Origin of the sequence: Streptomyces sp. NPDC017943 (assembly GCF_044328425.1) — a bacterium.
GTDB lineage: Bacteria > Actinomycetota > Actinomycetes > Streptomycetales > Streptomycetaceae > Streptomyces > Streptomyces djakartensis_A.
In genome coordinates, this window is the sequence record NZ_JBIRHH010000008.1 from 315,209 (window position 1) to 331,540 (window position 16,332).

The 16,332-nt window shown below is 73.2% G+C and carries 12 protein-coding genes; 10 read left to right on the forward strand and 2 right to left on the reverse strand.

The genetic code is table 11. The features are described from left to right. Positions 1 to 70: 70 nt before the first annotated feature. Both ACH4C6_RS26405 and ACH4C6_RS26410 read right to left on the reverse strand, forming a co-directional pair. Entirely contained in the window at positions 71 to 1,699 is a 1,629-nt protein-coding gene (locus ACH4C6_RS26405) for a penicillin-binding transpeptidase domain-containing protein (RefSeq protein WP_398111065.1), read from the reverse strand. A gap of 124 nt (positions 1,700 to 1,823) precedes the next feature. Next, positions 1,824 to 3,572 (reverse strand): dolichyl-phosphate-mannose--protein mannosyltransferase, encoded by a 1,749-nt coding sequence (locus ACH4C6_RS26410; protein WP_398111066.1) that lies wholly within the window; start codon positions 3,570 to 3,572, stop codon positions 1,824 to 1,826. 85 nt (positions 3,573 to 3,657) lie between these two features. On the opposite strand from ACH4C6_RS26410, the gene rsmI reads away from it, so the two are divergent. The 10 genes from rsmI (at position 3,658) to ACH4C6_RS26460 (ending at position 16,257) form a co-directional block, all read left to right on the forward strand. Beyond that, positions 3,658 to 4,503 carry a 16S rRNA (cytidine(1402)-2'-O)-methyltransferase gene (gene rsmI, locus ACH4C6_RS26415; protein WP_398111067.1) on the forward strand — a complete coding sequence of 282 codons (846 nt, stop codon included), beginning with the start codon at positions 3,658 to 3,660 and terminating at the stop codon, positions 4,501 to 4,503. 201 nt (positions 4,504 to 4,704) lie between these two features. Then, complete coding sequence (locus ACH4C6_RS26420; RefSeq protein ID WP_398111068.1) at positions 4,705 to 5,121, forward strand: hypothetical protein; 417 nt, start codon at positions 4,705 to 4,707, stop codon at positions 5,119 to 5,121. Positions 5,122 to 5,204: 83 nt separating this feature from the next. After that, a complete protein-coding gene (locus tag ACH4C6_RS26425; protein WP_398111069.1) occupies positions 5,205 to 6,086 on the forward strand; it encodes a TatD family hydrolase in 882 nt (293 codons plus the stop codon). Positions 6,087 to 6,213: 127 nt separating this feature from the next. Continuing rightward, complete coding sequence (locus ACH4C6_RS26430; protein ID WP_398111070.1) at positions 6,214 to 7,671, forward strand: ubiquitin-like domain-containing protein; 1,458 nt, start codon at positions 6,214 to 6,216, stop codon at positions 7,669 to 7,671. A 56-nt stretch (positions 7,672 to 7,727) separates the two neighbouring features. Then, on the forward strand, positions 7,728 to 8,615 hold the full coding sequence (rsmA, locus tag ACH4C6_RS26435; protein WP_398111071.1) for a 16S rRNA (adenine(1518)-N(6)/adenine(1519)-N(6))-dimethyltransferase RsmA: 888 nt from the start codon (positions 7,728 to 7,730) through the stop codon (positions 8,613 to 8,615). After that, positions 8,612 to 9,511 carry a 4-(cytidine 5'-diphospho)-2-C-methyl-D-erythritol kinase gene (locus ACH4C6_RS26440; protein WP_398111072.1) on the forward strand — a complete coding sequence of 300 codons (900 nt, stop codon included), beginning with the start codon at positions 8,612 to 8,614 and terminating at the stop codon, positions 9,509 to 9,511. Before rsmA ends, ACH4C6_RS26440 begins: the two co-directional genes overlap by 4 nt. A 105-nt stretch (positions 9,512 to 9,616) precedes the next feature. Then, positions 9,617 to 11,425, forward strand: a complete 1,809-nt coding sequence (locus tag ACH4C6_RS26445) for an ABC-F family ATP-binding cassette domain-containing protein (protein WP_398111073.1) — start codon at positions 9,617 to 9,619, stop codon at positions 11,423 to 11,425. Between the two features lie 189 nt (positions 11,426 to 11,614). Next, a complete protein-coding gene (locus ACH4C6_RS26450) occupies positions 11,615 to 13,393 on the forward strand; it encodes a PQQ-binding-like beta-propeller repeat protein (protein ID WP_398111074.1) in 1,779 nt (592 codons plus the stop codon). Between the two features lie 67 nt (positions 13,394 to 13,460). Next, positions 13,461 to 15,326 carry a PQQ-binding-like beta-propeller repeat protein gene (locus ACH4C6_RS26455; protein ID WP_398111075.1) on the forward strand — a complete coding sequence of 622 codons (1,866 nt, stop codon included), beginning with the start codon at positions 13,461 to 13,463 and terminating at the stop codon, positions 15,324 to 15,326. Between the two features lie 238 nt (positions 15,327 to 15,564). After that, positions 15,565 to 16,257: a LuxR C-terminal-related transcriptional regulator gene (locus ACH4C6_RS26460; RefSeq protein WP_398111076.1), complete on the forward strand. Its 693-nt coding sequence runs from the start codon at positions 15,565 to 15,567 to the stop codon at positions 16,255 to 16,257. Positions 16,258 to 16,332: the final 75 nt, after the last annotated feature.

Consider the following 16,332-nt stretch of genomic DNA (forward strand, 5'->3'; position numbering starts at 1 on the left):
GGGCCCCCCGCCGCCCTCGGCTGTCCCAACGCCGGCCCCCACCCTAGAGTCCCGTCGGGTGGAGGCGGGATCAGCCTCCTGTTCGTAGCACGGCTGCGACAATCGGCCCGGCCGCGTCGCCGCCGTGGCCGCCCTGCTCGGTCATGGCCGCGGCCGCGACGTCGCCCCGGAAACCGGTGAACCAGCTGTTGGAGCGGGCGCTGCCCTCGACCTCGGCGGAGCCGGTCTTGGCGCCGATGTCGCCGCCGAGCCCGCTCATGGCCTCCCGCGCGGTGCCCTGCGTCGCGGTCAGCCGCATCATCTGCTTCAGCTGCGCGGCGGTGCCCGCCCTCAGGCCCTCCGCCCGGGCCAGCCGGCGGTCGTCCAGGCCGGGCGGGACGAGGTAGGGCTGGCGGAAGGCGCCGGTGATCGCGGTCGCCGTGACCGAGGCCATGTTCAGCGGGCTCATCTGCACCTGGCCCTGGCCGATGGCCCCGGCGGCCCGGTCCGGGCCCTCGACGGCGGGAACCCTGCCGTCGAAGGAGGCGATGCCGGTCTTCCAGTCGTCCCGTCCGAGCCCGAAGCGCCGCTCGGCCTCCTGGCTCAGCGAGGCGTCCGTCAGCGGTTTCTCGTCGATGAGCTTGACGAAGGCGGTGTTGCAGGAGCGCAGGAAGCTGTCGGCCAGCGTGGCGTCCTCGTTCGGCTTCATGCCCGTCAGGTTCTTGAACGTCTGGCTCTGCCACGTCGCCGTGTCGGGGCAGGGCGCCGGGCCGTTCATCGAGGTCACGCCGTTGTCGATGAGCATGGCTGCGGTGATGATCTTCATGGTGGAGCCGGGGGCGGCCTGGCCCTGGAAGGCCGCGTTGAAGCCGTCGGCGCGGTTGTTGGCGACGGCCAGGACCTCGCCGGTGCTGGGCTTGACGGCGACCACCGACGACTGGGCGAACCGCTTGACCGCCCTCTCGGCAGCGGCCTGCGCGGTGGGGCTGATCGTCGTGGTGAGCCGGCCCGGCCTGCCCTTGGCGAGGGTGAGCAGCGGGGTGTCGGGAGCGCTCCCGCCGGCGTGCCGCACGACCAGCTCGACGCCGGGCGAGCCGCCGGCCTTCTCGCCGTACTTCTCGCGCAGGGCGTCCAGCACCGGTCCGAGGGAGGGGTACTTCTCCTTCGTCAGCTTCGACCCGTCCCGTCCGAGGGCCTCGACCGGCGGGTCGGCCGACTGCCCGGTGACCAGGGTGTCGTCCTTCCTCAGCCGCGGGTGCACGACCGAGGGCTGCCAGTCGACCAGCGCCCGCCCGGTGGTCACGCCGCGCACCACCTTCAGCTCGCTGCGGTAGGTCAGCGGCGCGGACTTCCCGCCGTAGGACACCTTCGCCTTGACCGTGTACGGCACGGTGGTGCCCTTCGCCGGGCCGGGGGTGACGCGCACGGCGGTGATGTGCGCGTCGTCGGCGAAGGCGCTCAGCACCCGGCCGGCGTCCGCGTCGTTGTTCGTGTACGACGCGGCCCGGACGCTCTCGCCCTTCTCCCAGGCGCTGAAGAACGCGTCCGTGGTCTCCTCGACCTCGTCCTCGTCGGGCGGCCCCGACTTCTTCTCGGCGGCGACCCCGCCGATGCCGTCGCCGTCCAGCGCCCCGAGGATGTTGTAGGCGCCGTAGCCGGCCCCGCCCACCATCACCGCGAACACCCCGCCTATGACGGCGGCCTTGACCCCCTTGCCCATTGGGCGCCCCTCCCCGTTGAGCCGCACGCGACCGTTTGAACGCGTTCAGAAGCTCGATCGGGGGCACTCTATGCGCAAGCGGTTACTGGTGGTACCGGAGTTTCGATTTTTGACCGAACACCGTTCACACCCACGTGTCCAGCCACATCCGCGAGCGCCAGTCGTCGATCGGGACGGCCTGACCGGTGTAGATCGGCCAGAAGTAGATGAAGTTCCAGGCGATCAGCAGGACCAGGACGCCCGCGGCCGTCGCGCCGACGACCCGGCGGGTGTCGCCGGAACGGGGCGGCCCGACGATCGCCCCGAGCAGCATCGCCACCGCCAGGCACAGGAACGGCAGGAACACGACGGCGTAGAAGAAGAAGATCGTGCGCTCCTGGTACATGAACCAGGGCAGGTACCCCGCCGCGATGCCGCAGGCGATGGCCCCGGCGCGCCAGTCGCGGCGGAAGAACCAGCGCCACAGCACGTACAGCACCGCGAAGCAGGCCACCCACCACAGCAGCGGCGTGCCCAGGGCCAGCACCTCGCGGGCGCACTTCTCGCCGGCGTCGGCGGGGCAGCCGGCCTTGCCGGGGGCCGGCGACTCGTAGAAGTACGACACCGGGCGGCCCAGGACCAGCCAGCTCCACGGGTTGGACTGGTACGTGTGCGGCGAGGACAGCCCCACGTGGAACTCGTACACCTGGTGCTCGTAGTGCCACAGGCTGCGCAGCCAGTCGGGCAGGAACGTCCAGCTGCCGCCCTTGCCGTCGGTCGCCGCCCAGTTGCGGAAGTAGCCGCCGGAACCGTCGGTGGCGGACAGGAACCAGCCGGTCCAGGAGGCGAGGTAGGTCAGCAGGGCGACCGGCACGGTGGCGACGAACGCCAGGCCAGTGTCCCGCTTCAGGGCCGCCGTGTACGGGTGCCGGGCACCGGCGACGCGGCGCGCGGCGACGTCCCACAGCACCGCCATCACGCAGAACGCCGCCAGGATGTACAGGCCGTTCCACTTGGTGCCGATGGCCAGACCCAGCATCAGGCCCGCCCCCCAGCGCCAGGGCCGCCACCCCAGACGGGCCGTCTCGGCCGTGTACCGGTCGGGCCGGACCCGGCCGTCGGCGTCCACGGGCAGCGCCGCGGCCAGCCGCGCGCGGGCCCGGTCCCGGTCGACCAGCAGACAGCCGAACGCGGCCAGCACGAAGAACATCAGCACACCGTCGAGCAGCGCCGTGCGGCTCATCACGAAGTGCAGCCCGTCCAGCGCCATCAGCGCACCGGCCAGACAGCCCAGGAACGTCGAGCGGAACAGGCGCCGGCCGATCCGGCACAGCAGCAGCACCGACAGCGTGCCGAGCAGGGCCGTCATGAACCGCCAGCCGAACGGGTCGAAGCCGAACATCAGCTCGCCCAGCCCGATGACGTACTTGCCGACCGGCGGGTGCACGACGTACGCCGCGTCGGTCGGGAGCTTCACGTTCCCGCCCGACGACAGGACCAGGTCGTTGGCGTTCTTCGCCCAGTTCACCTCGAAGCCGCGGTGGACGAGCGCCCAGGCGTCCTTGGCGTAGTACGTCTCGTCGAATATCACCGCCCGGGGGCTGCCCAGGTTCCAGAACCGCAGGACCCCCGCCAGCAGCGTCACCAGCAGCGGCCCGATCCAGCCCGACCAGCGCACCAGCCGCCCCGCGAGGGCGTGCGGCACGCCGAGCGCCCCCCACAGCCGCGGGGAGGGCTCGGTGTACGGCGGCACCAGCCGGTCCCGGACGTCACCGGCGTCGCTGCCGGGCTGCCCCTGGTAGCCGAAGCGGCGCAGCCGCTGCTGCCAGGGCGGCCGCTGCTCGAGCGGCGCCTGGCCCTGCCGGGTGTCCGTGGAGGACGCGGTACTGGTCACCGCGCCATCGTAGGGAACCGTGCTGTGTGAGTCCCGTCCATGACCGGTATGCGTCCGCATCCTCCGCCCCTGGGAGGATGGGGGCGTGACCGGAACCCTCGTACTCGCAGGCACCCCCATCGGCGACATCGCGGACGCCCCGCCCCGGCTCGCCGAGGAACTGGCCGGGGCCGACGTCGTCGCCGCCGAGGACACGCGGCGGCTGCGCCGGCTGACCCAGGCGCTCGGCGTCACGCCCAGGGGGCGGGTGGTGTCCTACTTCGAGGGCAACGAGGCCGCGCGCACGCCCGAACTGGTCGAGGAACTGGTGGGCGGGGCGCGGGTGCTGCTCGTCACGGACGCCGGCATGCCGTCCGTGTCCGATCCGGGCTACCGGCTGGTCGCCGCCGCCGTCGAGCGGGACGTGCGGGTGACGGCCGTGCCCGGGCCGTCCGCCGTGCTCACGGCACTGGCGCTGTCGGGGCTGCCCGTGGACCGGTTCTGCTTCGAGGGCTTCCTGCCCCGCAAAGCGGGGGAGCGGCTCGGGCGGCTGCGGGAGGTGGCGGACGAGCGGCGCACCCTCGTGTACTTCGAGGCCCCGCACCGGCTGGACGACACGCTGGCGGCGATGGCGGAGGTGTTCGGCGCCGGGCGGCGGGCCGCGGTGTGCCGGGAGCTGACCAAGACCTACGAGGAGATCCGGCGCGGCGGTCTGGGCGAACTCGCCGAGTGGGCCGCCGACGGGGTGCGCGGCGAGATCACCGTGGTGGTCGAGGGCGCGCCCGAGAAGGGACCCGAGGACGTGGGGCCCGAGGAGTTCGTGCGGCGGGTGCGCACGCGCGAGGAGGCGGGGGAGCGCCGCAAGGAGGCGATCGCCGCCGTGGCCCAGGAGGCCGGAGTGCCCAAGAGGGTCGTCTTCGACGCCGTGGTCGCCGCGAAGAACGCCGGCTGACTCCCGCACACGCCTGTGAGCAGGGCGCTTGTCGTTTGAGCGTGCGCCCCATGGGTGGGCAAAGGTGATCTGCCCCTGGGACAAGGGCCGCCCAAATCGGGGCCAATTCGTCGACAGGTCTGCTGCCGTCCGCCCGGCCGGGGAGTCCACTGGGGTGCGGGGACGCAACCGTTCCCACGCCACAGCGGAACAGGAGCCGGCATGAGTGAGATCGCAGGGCGGACCGGGCTTCGCGCCGGTGCGAGTGCCGTCGTCAACGAGTCCTACTCCTTCGCCTGCATGCGCTGCGGGCACGGTTGGGAGCAGTCGTACGAGATAGAGCACCACACGGACGCCACCGGGCACGAGTTCGTGCTCTACGTGGCCGACGGCCGGGTCGTGCCCTCCCCGCTGAGCAGGCCCGCCTGCCACAACTGCGACGGGCACGTCGTGCGGATCATGCGGCCCGGACGGGTCGCGTCGGCCCGGGACGCCGCGTACGGCTCCCGCCGGGTGCCGCCGCCCGCCGGACCCGTCGAGGCACCCGTCCCGGAGGCCGCGGCCGCCCGGACCCCGCGGGTGCAGCACCACTGGCACCTGTCCGACCTGCTGCACCCCTTCCAGCGCAAGGCGAGCTGACCCGTCCGGCTCCCCTTGCCGTCGACGCCCTCCCCGCCTCCTCCCCCGCGGGGGAGGGCGTCGCCCTTCCGTAGGATCGGGGCATGCCTGCCAACGACCCCGACAAGCACACCGCGCCCCCGCTGCCGGACCCCCTGCGGGTACCGGTCGCCGACTCCCACACCCACCTGGACATGCAGTCCGGCACGGTCGAGGAGGCCCTGGCGAAGGCCGCGTCGGTCGGAGTGACGACGGTCGTGCAGGTCGGCTGCGACCTCGCGGGCTCGCGCTGGGCCGCCGAGACGGCCGCCGCGCACGACGCCGTCCACGCCACGGTCGCGCTGCACCCGAACGAGGCGCCCCGGATCGTCCACGGCGACCCCGACGGCTGGTCCCGGCAGGGCGCCCGCGCACCGGGCGGCCCGGCGGCCCTGGACGAGGCCCTCGCCGAGATCGACCGGCTGGCCGCGTTCCCGCAGGTCAAGGGCGTCGGCGAGACCGGACTCGACTACTTCCGCACCGGGCCCGAGGGCAAGGACGCGCAGGAGCGGTCCTTCCGCGCCCACATCGAGATCGCCAAGCGGCACGGCAAGGCCCTCGTCATCCACGACCGCGAGGCCCACGCCGACGTGCTGCGGGTGCTGAAGGAGGAGGGCGCCCCCGAGCGGACCGTCTTCCACTGCTACTCCGGCGACGCCGAGATGGCGGAGATCTGCGCGGCCGCGGGCTACTTCATGTCCTTCGCCGGCAACGTCACCTTCAAGAACGCCCAGAACCTGCGCGACGCCGTGGCGGTGGCCCCGCTGGAGCTGCTGCTGGTGGAGACCGACGCGCCCTTCCTCACGCCCGTGCCCTACCGGGGTCGGCCCAACGCCCCCTACCTCGTGCCGATCACCGTGCGCGCCCTGGCCGAGGTGCGCGGCACCGACGAGGACACGCTGGCCACCGCGCTCGGCGCGAACACCGCGCGCGCGTTCGGGTACTGACCCCTCGGCCTCTCCCGCACGACTGTGCGTAGTCGCGTCGCTTTGGAGAGTGACGAGCGCTCCGCTAGGTTCTGGGGGCCCGATCCGGACCCCTCTGGACTCCCCCCGGCCCCTGGAGCCTGTCGGCGTGAGCAGCCCGCAGTACGACACGTACCAGACGTACGGCCCGGCCTACGCCGAGGCGGCGTACGGCGGCCTCGCCGTGCCGCCCGCCGATCTGCACAGCGCCGAGACCCTCGCGTACGGCACGCCCGCCCACGCGGACCCCTACCGGCCGGCCTACGCGGACACCTACCGCCCCGCCTACGAGGGCCCGACCCTGCCCGGTCTGCCCCGCCAGGGCGCACCGGCCGGCGACCTCCCGCCCGCGTGCACGGAGCGTGACGACCCGGACGGCGACGCGGGGGTGCGCGCCGGATCGCGAGCCGCCTCGCGCACCGGCTCGCACCGCAGATCCCCGCGCCGGCGCCGCACCCGCCTCGTCGAACGCCCCGACAGCTCCGTGCTGCGCCTGCTCCCGCAGGCCCTGGTCGTGGCCTTCCTGGCGGGCGGCACCACGGCGTTCGTCGCCGAGGACAAGGCGATCGAGCTGAGCGTCGACGGCCAGGAGCGCACGCTGCACACCTTCGCCGACGACGTCACCGAGCTGCTCGCCGAGGAGGGCGTGGAAGTCGGCGCCCACGACGTGGTGACCCCCGGGCACGGCGCCGGCCTCGGCAACGGCGACGAGGTGTCCGTGCTCCACGCCCGCCCGGTGCGGCTCACCCTCGACGGCCACCGGCGCGAGGTGTGGACGACGGCCCGCACGGTCGCCGGTGTCCTGCGCCAGCTGGGCGTACGGCAGGAGGGCGCGTACGTGTCCACCTCGCGCTCCCGGCCGATCGGGCACGCCGGACTCACCCTGGACGTCCGCACCGAGCGCACCGTGACGATCATGGCCGACGGCCGCGCCCGCACCGTCCGCACCAACGCGGCGACCGTCCGGGAGGCCGTCGAGCAGGCCGGGATCACCCTGCGCGGCCAGGACACCACCTCGGTCGCGCAGACGAGCTTCCCGCGCGACGGGCAGACCGTCACCGTCCTGCGCATCACCGGAGGCCGGGAGATCCGCGAGGAGGCCATCCCCTTCCAGGTGCGGCGCACCGACGACCCGACCCTGTTCCGGGGCACCGAGGTCGTCGCGAGTCCCGGCGAGCCGGGCCTGCGCCGGATCACCTACGCCGTGCGCACGGTCAACGGCGTCCGCCAGACACCGCGCCGGCTGACCTCCGAAGTGGTGCGCGCGCCGCGCCCGCAGGAGGTGAAGGTGGGCACCAGACCCCGCCCGGAGTCGGTGCGGGGCGCCGACCACCTGAACTGGCAGGGCCTGGCCGCCTGCGAGTCCGGCGGCCGGCCGGACGCCGTCGACCCCTCGGGCACCTACGGCGGCCTGTACCAGTTCGACACCCACACCTGGCACAAGCTCGGCGGCCGGGGCCGCCCCCAGGACGCCCCGGCGGCGGAGCAGACCTACCGGGCCAAGAAGCTGTACGTGCGCCGGGGCGCGAGCCCCTGGCCGCACTGCGGCGGGCGGCTGCACCAGTAGCGGGCCCGGCGGCCGGGTGCGCGACCCCCCGCACCCCTCCCCGTACCCTTGTCCCCGTGACCAGCCCCGCCCCCGACGCCCTGCTCGGCCCCGCCGACGTCCGAGAACTCGCGGCAGCCCTCGGCGTACGCCCCACCAAACAGCGCGGACAGAACTTCGTGATCGACGCGAACACCGTCCGCCGCATCGTCCGCACCGCACAGGTCCGCCCCGACGACGTGGTCGTCGAGGTCGGCCCGGGGCTCGGGTCGCTCACCCTGGCACTGCTGGAGGCCGCCGACCGGGTCACGGCCGTCGAGATCGACGACGTGCTCGCCGCCGCGCTGCCCGCCACCGTCACGGCCCGCATGCCCGAGCGCGCCGACCGGTTCGCCCTCGTGCACTCCGACGCCATGCACGTCACCGACCTGCCGGGGCCCGCCCCGACCGCGCTGGTCGCCAACCTGCCCTACAACGTGGCCGTCCCGGTGCTGCTGCACATGCTGGACACCTTCCCGACCATCGAGCGCACCCTGGTCATGGTCCAGGCGGAGGTCGCCGACCGGCTCGCCGCCGCCCCCGGCTCGAAGGTCTACGGCGTCCCCTCGGTCAAGGCCAACTGGTACGCGCAGGTCAAGCGCGCCGGCGCCATCGGCCGGAACGTCTTCTGGCCCGCGCCGAACGTGGACAGCGGCCTGGTCTCCCTGGTCCGCCGGACCGAACCCCTGAAGACCACGGCGTCCAAGGCGGAGGTCTTCGCCGTGGTGGACGCGGCCTTCGCCCAGCGCCGCAAGACGCTGCGGGCCGCGCTGGCCGGCTGGGCGGGCTCCGCGGCCGCCGCCGAGGAGGCCCTCGTCGCCGCCGGCGTCTCGCCGCAGGCCCGGGGCGAGTCCCTGACGGTGGAGGAGTTCGCGCGGATCGCCGAGCACAAGGCGGCCCCCGTCCGGCCGGAGGAGTCCGCGTGAGCGTCACGGTCCGCGTCCCCGCCAAGGTCAACGTCCAGCTGGCGGTCGGCGCCGCCCGCCCCGACGGCTTCCACGACCTGGCCAACGTGTTCCTCGCCGTCGGCCTCCACGACGAGATCACCGTCGCCCCGGCCGCGGAACTCCGCGTCACCTGCGAGGGCCCCGACGCCGACCAGGTGCCCCTGGACCGCACGAACCTGGCGGCCCGGGCGGCGATCGCGCTGGCCGAGCGGTACGGCCGCAGCCCCGACGTCCACGTCCACATCGCCAAGGACATCCCCGTCGCCGGCGGCATGGCGGGCGGCAGCGCGGACGGCGCCGGCGCGCTGCTCGCCTGCGACGCGCTCTGGGGCACGGGCGCCTCCCGCGAGGAACTGCTCGACATCTGCGCCGAGCTGGGCAGCGACGTGCCGTTCAGCCTGGTCGGCGGGGCCGCCCTCGGCGTCGGACGGGGCGAGCGGCTGACGCCCCTGGAGGTCGGCGGCTCCTTCCACTGGGTCTTCGCCATGGCGGAGCGCGGCCTGTCGACCCCGGCCGTCTTCCGGGAGTTCGACCGGCTGGGCGAGGGCACGGACATCCCCGAGCCCGTCGCCGCACCGGAACTCCTCGCCGCCCTGGCCAAGGGCGACCCGGACGCGCTCGCCGCGGCCGTCTCCAACGACCTCCAGCCCGCGGCCCTCTCCCTCTTCCCGGAACTCGCCGGCACCCTCGCCACGGGCCGCGCCGCGGGCGCCCTGGCCGCCCTGGTCTCGGGCTCCGGCCCGACCACGGCCTTCCTGGTCCGCGACCCGGACTCGGCGGCGGCGGTGGCGCAGGCCCTCGTCTCCTCCGGCACCTGCCGCACGGCCAGGACGGCAGCAGGACCGGTTCCGGGGGCGACGCTCACGGGCCGCTGAGCGCGCGCGGCGGCCGGCGCCCGGCAGGCGCGCGGACGCCCCGCCGGAGCACCCCCGTGCCGGACTACCCTTGAGGGTCGATCCATCCCCCTTGGCAGGAGAGTAATGGCCGTCAACCTGGTCAATGTCGAGAACGTCAGCAAGGTGTACGGCACCCGTGCCCTGCTCGACGGCGTCTCCCTCGGCGTCTCCGAAGGGGAGCGCATCGGTGTCGTCGGGCGCAACGGCGACGGCAAGACCACCCTCATCCGCATGCTCGCCAAGCAGGAGGAGGCCGACACCGGACGCGTCACCCACTCGGGCGGGCTGCGGCTGGGCGTGCTGACCCAGCACGACTCCCTCGACCCCGAGGCCACCGTCCGCCACGAGGTCATCGGCGACATGGCCGACCACGAGTGGGCCGGCGACGCCAAGGTCCGGGACGTGCTGACCGGCCTGTTCGGCGGACTGGACCTGCCCGGCTTCCCCAAGGGCCTGGACACCGTCATCGGCCCGCTCTCCGGCGGCGAGCGCCGTCGCATCGCCCTCGCCAAGCTCCTCATCGAGGAGCAGGACCTGCTCGTCCTGGACGAGCCCACCAACCACCTCGACGTCGAGGGCATCGCCTGGCTCGCCCGGCACCTTCAGACCCGGCGCTCCGCCCTCGTCTGCGTCACCCACGACCGCTGGTTCCTGGACCAGGTCTGCACCCGCATGTGGGACGTCCAGCGCGGCGCGGTCTACGAGTACGAGGGCGGCTACTCCGACTACGTCTTCGCCCGGGCCGAGCGCGAGCGCATCGCCGCCACCGAGGAGGTCAAGCGCCAGAACCTGGTCCGCAAGGAGCTGGCCTGGCTGCGCCGCGGCGCCCCCGCCCGCACGTCCAAGCCCCGCTTCCGCGTCGAGGCCGCCAACGAGCTGATCAAGGACGTCCCGCCGCCCCGCGACAGCAGCGAGCTGATGAAGTTCGCCTCCACCCGGCTCGGCAAGACCGTGTTCGACCTGGAGGACATCACCGTCCAGGCCGGCCCCAAGGTCCTGCTCAAGCACGTCACCTGGCAGCTCGGCCCCGGCGACCGGATCGGCCTCGTCGGGGTCAACGGCGCGGGCAAGACCTCCCTGCTGCGGGCCATGGCCCAGGCGGCCCGGACGGAGGGGGAGGCCCAGCCCGCGGGCGGGCACATCCGCGTCGGCAAGACCGTCAAGCTCGCCTACCTCTCCCAGGAGGTCGCCGAACTCGACCCCGCCACACGCGTGCTGGAGGCCGTGCAGCAGGTGCGCGAGCGCGTCGACCTCGGCAAGGGCCGGGAGATGACCGCCGGTCAGCTGTGCGAGACGTTCGGCTTCTCCAAGGAGAAGCAGTGGACGCCGGTCGGCGACCTGTCCGGCGGTGAGCGCCGCAGGCTCCAGCTGCTGCGGCTGCTCATGGACGAGCCCAACGTCCTCTTCCTCGACGAGCCCACCAACGACCTCGACATCGAGACGCTGAACCAGCTGGAGGACGTCCTCGACGGCTGGCCCGGTTCGATGATCGTCATCTCCCACGACCGGTTCTTCGTCGAGCGCACCACCGACCGGGTGTTCGCGCTGCTCGGGGACGGCGCCCTGCGGATGCTGCCGCGCGGCATCGACGAGTACCTTGAGCGGCGCCGGCGCATGGAGGAGGCCGCGGCCGCCGCGGCCCCCGCCGCCGCGCAGCAGACCGCCGCCCCGGAGAGGAGCGCCGCCGACCAGCGCGCGGCCAAGAAGGAGCTGCAGAAGATCGAGCGGCAGCTCGACAAGGTCTCCGAGAAGGAGACCAAGCTCCACGCCCGGATCGCCGAGAACGCCACGGACTTCGCGAAGGTGGCCGAACTGGACGCCGAGCTGCGCGAGTTGGCCGGTCAGCGCGAGGAGCTGGAGATGCGCTGGCTGGAACTCGCCGAAGACGCGTGAAGGGCGCGTGAAGGCGCGTAACGAGGGCATCACGGGCCGGTCCTCCCTTGGGAACAGGGGATGGGACGGCCCGTTCGCTTGTCGGAACGGGGTGATAGAAAGAGCCGTCTTAGAACTTTATGGAACGACTCTGAGCGCTCCGGTGCCTCAGGGCGTGGCGAAAAATCAGTGAAACGGGGGGAGCGACTGATGTCTCAGCCGCCCAGTCAGCCGCCGCAGGGTGGCTTCGGAGCACCGCAGGACCCGCCGCCGCAGGGCGGTGGCTTCGGGGCACCGACCCCGCCGCCACCCCAGGGCCCGCCCCAGACACCGCCGCAGCCCGGCTACGGCTACCCCCAGCAGCCCCCGCAGCAGCCCGGGCCGTACGGGCAGCCGCAGCAGCCGGGCCCTTACGCCCCCGGACCCTACGGCCAGCCGCAGCAGCCGGGGCCGTACGGGCAGCCGCAGCAGCCGGGGCCGTACGGGCAGCCCGGTTACGGCTACCCGCAGCAGCCGGGTTACCCCGGCGGGCCCGGCACCCCGCCCCCCGGCGGCTCGCGCGGCCCCTTCAAGGGCAAGCCCGCCGCCGTCATCGGCGCGGCCGTCGCCGCGCTGCTCGTGGTCGGCGGCACCGTGTGGGCCGTCACCGCGACGGGAGACGACAAGGGGGACAAGAAGCCGGTCGCGCAGGGCAGCGACGACCCCAAGGGCGGCTCCTCCGCACCGGTCAACCCCGGTGACGGCGACGGCGACGGCGGCGAGGACCCCGACAACCTCAACGAGGGCCGCAAGGCCGGCGAGGCCAAGGTCCTCTGGTACAAGGAGGCGCCCGACGCGCCCGGTTCCGGCGCCGAGGCCCCCGGCATGTGGATCACGGACAAGACCGCCGTGAAGGCCGCCTACAAGCAGCTCCTCGCGTTCGGCGTGGCCGACGGCAAGCCCGCCTGGGACACCGTCACCTTCCCGCAGAAGATCTGCGCGACGACCCCGCAGAAGACGGCCGACGACAAGATCGTCGTGGCGTACATGAGCGGCAGCAGCGACCGCGCCAAGTGCAACCAGCTCCAGGAGATCGACCTCGACACGGGCAAGAAGGGCTGGACGCAGAAGGTCGCCGACGGCGCCCTGTTCGACTCCACCCTGTCCGTGGAGCTGACCGTCACCGGAAAGACGCTGATGGTGGGCCGCTCCCAGTCGGGCACGGCGTACGACGTCACCAGCGGCAAGAAGCTCTTCGACAAGAAGCGTTACGGCGACACCTGCTTCCCGGCCGCGTTCGCCGGCGGCGAGAGGCTCGTCGCCGTCTCCTCCTGCGGTGCGGGCGGGAACAACCAGCACGACGAGGTGCAGGAACTCGACCCGAGGACCGGCAAGGTCCGCTGGACGCAGAAGTTCGACAAGGGCTGGCGGGTCGCGCGCGCCTACTCGATGAACCCGCTGGTGATCTACAGCACCAACGAGGACAAGAAGGCCTGGAACATCTCCACCTTCACCTCCGGCGGCAAGTTCCGCTCCCAGGTCGGCTTCGACGAGGACTTCGCCCCCGAGTGCGGCTGGGCCATCCTCGCGCGGGAACTCCAGGGCTGCGAGGGCGTCGCCGCCGACGACGACACGCTCTACCTGCCGACCAAGGCGACCACCGGCGCCAACGAGATCGTCGCGATCAACCTGGCGAACGGCAAGGAGAAGTGGCGGGTGAAGTCCCCGGCCGAGGAGTCGATGGTCCCGATGAAGGTCGAGGACGGCAAGCTCATCGCCTACGTGGAGCCCTCCTACGACGGGGGCGGCCAGGTCGTCTCCATCCCGACCGGCGGCGCCGGCCACAAGCCGGTCGAGCTGCTGCGCAACCCGCAGGGCGCCGCGGACATCGAGAAGGGCTTCTTCTCCAAGGACATCGACTGGGTCGACGGGCGCTTCTACCTCTCCACCACCCGGCTGAGCGGGAACGACGACTCCAAGGAGAAGTTGATGCTCGCCTACGGCAAGTGACTCTCCGCCCTCCCGGACCGCTTGTCCCCCCGTCGCCGTCCGTCCCCTTCCCCGAGGTACTCACGTCATGACCCAGCCGCCCCCTCCGCCGCCCCAGCAGCCCCCGCAGGGAGGCGGGTTCGGCCCGCCCCAGGACCAGCCCCCGCAGACCCCGCCGCCCCCCGGCGGCCCGAACCTGAACAAGGCCCCGGAACCGGGCTACGGCTACCCGCAGACGCCGCAGACGCCGCAGACGCCCCCCACGGCTCCCCAGACGCCCCCCACGGCCCCGCAGACGCCTCCCGCGGCCCCGCCGCAGCCGGGCTACGGCTACCCGCAGGGCGCGCCCCAGCCGCCGCAGCCGCAGCCGGGCTACGGCTACCCGGGCCAGCAGCCGGGCCCGTACGGGCAGCCCGGGTACGGGCAGCCTCCGACGGTGCCGTACGGGCAGCCCGGCTACGGCTACCCGCAGGGGGCCATGCCGCAGCAGCCGCAGGCCGGCCGGCAGGGCGGCGGTGGGTTCAACGCGCAGGTGGCCATCATCGTCGCCGCGGTCGTCGCGATCGCGCTGATCATCGGCGGCGGCGTCTGGTACGCCAAGTCCGGTGACGGCGACGGCAAGAAGGACGACACCGCCAGCTCCAGCGGTGGCACCGGCGGCTCCGACGACGGCAAGGGCGGGGCCTCCGGCGGCGAGGAGAAGGCCCCGGCCGACCCCACCGCCAAGGTCCTCTTCCAGGTCCCGGCGCCCGAGGTGAAGAACGACAGCACCGTCGTCGTCTCCGGCTCGTGGCTCACCGACAAGGCGTACGTCAAGAGCGGCATCGCCAAGATCGTCGGCTACGACCGCGACAAGGGCACCGAGCTGTGGACCGTTCCGCTGCCCGGCCCGGTGTGCCAGGCCAGCCGCCACGCCACCGACGACGGCAAGACGGCGATCCTCTACCAGCCGGCCATGCCCACCAAGGCCCAGCCCTCGCACGGGTGCAGCCAGATCGCCCTGATCGATCTCGACGGGGGCAAGAAGCTGTGGACCAAGACGGTCGACACGGGCGGTGACCCGATCAGCTTCAACAACGTCACGATCAGCGGACAGACCGTGGCCGTCGGCAGCACCAGCGGCGGCGCCGCGTTCGACACCTCCGGCAAGCTCCTGTGGAGCCCCAAGACGAGCGACTCCTGCTACGACGCCGGGTACGGCGGCGGCGAGAGGCTCGTCGCGGTGCGCAAGTGCGGGTCGTACGGGGCGCGGCAGCTGCACATCCAGACCATCGACCCGAAGTCCGGGAAGGTGGTCTCCGAGTACAAGATGGCCGAGGACATCGAGTACGCGAGCGTGGTGTCGACCGACCCGCTCGTCGTGGCCGCCGACGTCGGCGACTCCGCGGGTGACGGCAGCGGCATCTCCGACTTCTTCTCCATCGACAACAAGACCGGCAAGCTGCGCACGCGCATCGCCGCGCCGGGCGAGCAGTTCGCGGCCCGCTGCGAGGGCATCACGCGCATCGAGTACTGCACCGGCATCGCCGTCGGCCCGAACCGGCTGTACCTGCCGACCGAGGAGCACGACGGCACCGGCAAGTACAGCCAGACCAACGAGATCGTCGCCTTCGACCTCACCACCGGTAAGCAGACCGGCCAGCGGGCCGACGCCGGCGAGGGCTACACGATCTCGCCGCTGCGCATGGACGGCGGCAACGTGATCGCGTACAAGCGCCCGCCGTACGACAAGGGCGGGCAGGTCGTCAGCATCGACGGCGGCAGCTTCAAGCAGACCAAGCTGCTGGAGAACCCGACGACCGAGCAGGTGCGGGACGTGGAGAGCCGGATGTCCCCGGACTACTCCGAGTACCTCTACGCCGACGGGCACCTGTTCATGTCCCGGGTGTACGCGAGCAAGCGGTCCACGTCGGGCAACGAGGAGTACCTCGCGGTCGGTTTCGGTACGAGCTGATCGGCGTCCGGTCGGTTTCCGACCGAGCGGTGGCCACAGCGGTCCCGTCCCTGTTCAGGGGCGGGACCGTTCGCGTTTGGGCCGGTCAACCTCGTATGCGAGGAATTTCCTCGATCCGGGGCGATTATCGCCGGTAGGGGGAGCGCGGCGTCGAACAAGCGTGTAGCTTCCGGGGGCATGAAGCGGGGGAGCCGGGGGGCTTCCATCAGGGGGACCGGGGTGACTGGGGGGTTGCTCGATGGGAGTGCGGCTCATGGTGGTCGACGACCACCGTCTGCTGGCCGAGGCGCTGGCCTCGGCGCTGAAGCTGCGGGGGCACCGGGTGCTGGCCGCGGCGGCGCCGGCCGCGGGGGCGGCGGAGCTGGTGATCACCCGGGCGCCGGAGGTGTGCCTGCTGGGCACGGCCGCGCCGGCGGAGCCGGGCGTCTTCGACCCGGTGGTACGGATCAAGCAGGAGCGGCCGCAGGTCGCGGTCCTGGTGCTGGGACCGGTCCCGAACCCGCGCGGCATCGCGGCGGCCTTCGCCGCGGGGGCGTCGGGCTACGTCCGGCACGACGAGCGCATCGAGGGCGTCGAGCGGGCGATCATGAAGGCCCGGGCGGGGGAGGCGGCCGTGGCGCCGCAGCTGCTCCAGGGGGCGTTCGCCGAGCTGCTGAACCCCGCCGCCCAGCCGGACGACGAGGGGCAGCGGCTGCTGTCGATGCTCACGCCCCGCGAGGTCGAGGTGCTGGTCCGCGTCGCGGACGGCGAGGACACGCGCCTGATCGCGGCGGGCATGGGCATCGCCCCCTCCACGGCCCGCACGCACGTCCAGCGGGTCCTGATGAAACTCGGCGTCGGCTCCCGCCTGGAGGCAGCGGCCCTGGCAGCCCGCACAGGCCTCCTGGACCGAGCGACCCCACTGCCGGGCCCGCCGCACCAGGAGCCGTGACACGCCGCACGCCGCCCTGGTGGGGCAGCTCCACCGGACGTCGTGAGGCGTACCGGCCGGCCTCGGCGCCCGGTC

Bases quoted from the DNA above. Each gene is read 5' to 3' on its own strand.
- ACH4C6_RS26460 (WP_398111076.1), top strand. From the start codon at position 15,565: ATGGGAGTGCGGCTCATGGTGGTCGACGACCACCGTCTGCTGGCCGAG.
- ACH4C6_RS26445 (WP_398111073.1), top strand. From the start codon at position 9,617: ATGGCCGTCAACCTGGTCAATGTCGAGAACGTCAGCAAGGTGTACGGC.
- ACH4C6_RS26420 (WP_398111068.1), top strand. From the start codon at position 4,705: ATGAGTGAGATCGCAGGGCGGACCGGGCTTCGCGCCGGTGCGAGTGCC.
- ACH4C6_RS26450 (WP_398111074.1), top strand. From the start codon at position 11,615: ATGTCTCAGCCGCCCAGTCAGCCGCCGCAGGGTGGCTTCGGAGCACCG.
- ACH4C6_RS26425 (WP_398111069.1), top strand. From the start codon at position 5,205: ATGCCTGCCAACGACCCCGACAAGCACACCGCGCCCCCGCTGCCGGAC.
- ACH4C6_RS26405 (WP_398111065.1), bottom strand. From the start codon at position 1,699: ATGGGCAAGGGGGTCAAGGCCGCCGTCATAGGCGGGGTGTTCGCGGTG.
- ACH4C6_RS26455 (WP_398111075.1), top strand. From the start codon at position 13,461: ATGACCCAGCCGCCCCCTCCGCCGCCCCAGCAGCCCCCGCAGGGAGGC.